This window comes from Bacillus sp. B4EP4a (assembly GCF_006680105.1).
GTDB lineage: Bacteria > Bacillota > Bacilli > Bacillales > DSM-1321 > Peribacillus > Peribacillus simplex_E.
This window is the reverse complement of the sequence record NZ_VHIK01000087.1, coordinates 1-3,323: the sequence shown is the minus strand read 5'-3', so window position 1 is coordinate 3,323 and position 3,323 is coordinate 1. Positions and strand designations below refer to the sequence as shown.

At 36.1% G+C, this 3,323-nt stretch carries 3 protein-coding genes; all 3 read left to right on the top strand.

All coding sequences use genetic code 11. From position 1 onward, the window contains the following. Positions 1 to 340, top strand: a 340-nt coding sequence (locus FNK51_RS25985) for a GNAT family N-acetyltransferase (RefSeq protein WP_141995207.1), incomplete at its 5' end; no start/stop codon positions are given. 1,324 nt (positions 341 to 1,664) lie between these two features. Further along, entirely contained in the window at positions 1,665 to 2,402 is a 738-nt protein-coding gene (gene truA, locus FNK51_RS25980; RefSeq protein WP_141995206.1) for a tRNA pseudouridine(38-40) synthase TruA, read from the top strand. Positions 2,403 to 2,510: 108 nt separating this feature from the next. Next, complete coding sequence (locus FNK51_RS25975) at positions 2,511 to 3,035, top strand: type 1 glutamine amidotransferase domain-containing protein (RefSeq protein ID WP_098371262.1); 525 nt, start codon at positions 2,511 to 2,513, stop codon at positions 3,033 to 3,035. Positions 3,036 to 3,323: the final 288 nt, after the last annotated feature.

Below are 3,323 nucleotides of genomic sequence, written 5' to 3'. Positions count from 1 at the left end.
CTCCATTGTTGAAAAATTAACTCAAGCAATTATAGGAACAGCCATAATTTTCAATTTTGACCAAGAAGCAAACCAAGCTGAAATTGGTTATGTGTTGCATAAACATCATTGGGATAAGGGGTATGGAACAGAGCTTGTTGCATTGATAAGTGATTTTGCATTTAAATCACTTAATCTTCATAAGCTCCATGCTATGGTAGTGCATGCCAATATTGGCTCTGCACGGATACTTGAAAAGAACCAGTATGAGTTAGAAGGACGATTAAAAGACCACTATTTTATAGAGGATAAGTATTATGATGCATTACTTTTCGGAAAAATTACTAACCTGGAAACTTAGCGTTCTTGTACAGATAAAAAGAAGAGGTTTGTTGACGATAAAATATAGTCCCTTCTTATTCAGTTAAAGGGTGCGATTCTTTAATAAGAATCGCTTTTCTTATAGAACTACCATGAAAATAAGTTTCTTTAAAAATGGAAAAATGACAATACTTAAGAAGACTCTGCTCAATCGTTTAAAAAAAGAGGAGAGCGTTAATTAATTAGTCTATGGATTAGGGTTGACTGGATTAAGGTCAGTATCAGTATTGACACTTCCTAACCATTTTCATTGTTTGTGGTGAATCGCCGATTTTTGCGATTCATGGATGGCTAACGGGTGCGTTAGCTGAAGATCGAAGCTGTCTTTAAGGCAGCTTTTTTACACAATGAATATTGATAAACCCATCAACATCCCATTGTGTTGTCAATTAAAGTCCACACATATTGTTTGTTGTTCAGGCAGGCATCCTCAAAAGTTTAGAAGAGTTAAAAACTAACCAAGTTGATTTAAGTTTAGTAGCACAGGAAAAGACAGAACAGATGTTATTATTTGTAATCCAAATAGTGAGCTCCATTCCGATAAAAAAATACTAAACTGTAATGATATCCGGTTTCCTAACTGGTCAGTGGTTTGAAAATTAAACGATTAGTCACAATGATAATTATTACAGACCACCTGCTAACATAATTATTTCATTTAGCTTAATTTATTTTACTGGACTGATTTAAAGACCTTACAAAACCTTGAGAAATCAACCTTCTTTACACTATTTAATTCAGTTAAACCAGTTTGATTATATGATACAAAATTGACAGGGAAGGGGTCGTGGGTTCGAATCCCTCACAGGTCATCAACTAACAAAGGCTCAAATCCTTGATATAACAAGGGTTTGGGTCTTTTTTATTTTTAATTTCCATTTATTATTCCTGTGTGTTTATGCATTGCACAAAGTTGTACAGAAACTGCGCGTGACGGTGAATCGTTCGTTGCATGACGTTACTCACTTTGGTACACTATGCAGAAGTGCATTTCACTTTGATTGTTAGGATTTACTATTGAGTGGCAAAGATAAGATGTATGATCTTTACATAAATCATTAAGCGGTGGGTGCTCCCAAATGGAACTCCATTTACTGCATTCACTGCAGACTTGTGGAAGTAAGGTGATAAAGGGACAAAACTCATTACATTATGATACAAAACCTTAACACCTTAACAATTTAAATGTGTTTCTAAGAAAAGACCATCTGTTCCCTCATACAGCAGGAGTTGTATGGGGGCTTGTATTTTATCAAGAATTTTCTGTTTAGATGACTATACAGTAATAAAATAAGGAGGAAGAAATGAACAATTATAAATTGACCATTCAATATGATGGCGGTCGCTATAAAGGCTGGCAACGACTCGGTAATAGTGATGATACGATTCAAGGAAAAATAGAAAATGTATTAACGGAAATGGTGGGGGAAAAAATCGAGATCATCGGATGCAGCAGAACGGATGCCGGTGTACATGCCCTTGCTCAAATCGCCAATTTTAAGATTGGTGAAAATCTGACTGAAGCTGAAATCATGAATTATTTGAATAGGTATTTACCAAGAGATATCAGCATTGTCGAGGTTAGGCTAGTTCCTGATCGTTTTCATGCGCGTTATAATGCTAAGGATAAAACCTATTTGTATAAGATCTGGAACGAGCAATATACAAATCCTTTCATGCGAAAATACAGTATGCATGTAGAGAAAAAGCTGGATATCACAAGAATGAAAAAAGCATGTAAACATTTTATAGGTGAACATGATTTCACGGCTTTTTCAAATGCAAAGTCTAAGAAAAAATCCATGGTGCGTGAAATATATTCCATTGATATAGAAGAAAATGCCGGATTCATCCAAATTACAGTGCGAGGCGATGGATTTCTTTATAATATGGTTAGAAAGATTGTCGGGACGTTGATAGAAGTTGGGTTGGGTGAAATAGATGCTGAAAATATACCAAGCATTTTAGAGTCAAAAGAAAGAATCCAAACGGGCCGTATGGCGGAGGCAGCTGGGTTGTACTTGGTAAAGGTTGATTTTTAGACCAAATATTGATGCATCGGTTAAAGAGTAAAGTGTATAGGCAGTAGATAAAGGGAAGTAATAGGGAAGAATGGTAAAGGGGAATAGAACGAAAAAGGAGAGATTTTCATGAGATTAGCAGGAAAGAAAATAATCAGTCTTGTGCACCATGAATTTGAAGATTTAGAGCTCTGGTATCCGATTTTACGTTTAAAAGAAGAAGGAGCGATTGTTCACCTTGCTGGAGAAAAGGCGAATGAAACATATATTGGAAAATATGGTGTACCAGCTATATCTGATTATGAGTATGGCAGTATTAAAGCTGAAGAATATGATGCCATTCTTGTACCGGGGGGATGGGCACCTGACAAAATTCGCCGGTTTCCTGAAGTGATATCACTTATCCAAAGCATGGAAGAAAATAAAAAACCCATCGGGCAAATTTGTCATGCTGGTTGGGTGTTGATCTCCGCTAAAATTTTACAAGGGAAGAATGTAACGAGTACACCGGGCATTAAAGATGATATGGAAAATGCAGGGGCGACTTGGATAGATAAGCCCGTCGTCGTAGATGGTAACCTTGTATCAAGCAGGCGTCCGCCTGATCTACCGGATTATTTGAGGGAATTGATAAACGTGATTGAAAAGAGTTAATTCATAATAGGCTGAAAAAGTGGTTTTTTCTTCTGGAAAAACCACTTTTATTATTCCTGCTATCCAATTACCCCAGAATGCGATATATTTAACAAAAATTGATATGATATTTTTTAATCTTAGTTATGATTCTCGCAGAAATGCAATGGATTATTCCCTTGATTGATCCTTAATCAAATCAATATACAAATTTCCTTTTGTCCCTACGACAGCATACGAGATGTCAAAAACAGCAAGGTTTCTTTTTTTGAGTTCAGCCATTAACCATTCGTCATCGTAGGTGTGTTT

What these genes read in the sequence shown, in the direction of transcription:
- truA (WP_141995206.1), top strand. Translation starts at nt 1,665, where the DNA reads ATGAACAATTATAAATTGACCATTCAATATGATGGCGGTCGCTATAAA.
- FNK51_RS25975 (WP_098371262.1), top strand. Translation starts at nt 2,511, where the DNA reads ATGAGATTAGCAGGAAAGAAAATAATCAGTCTTGTGCACCATGAATTT.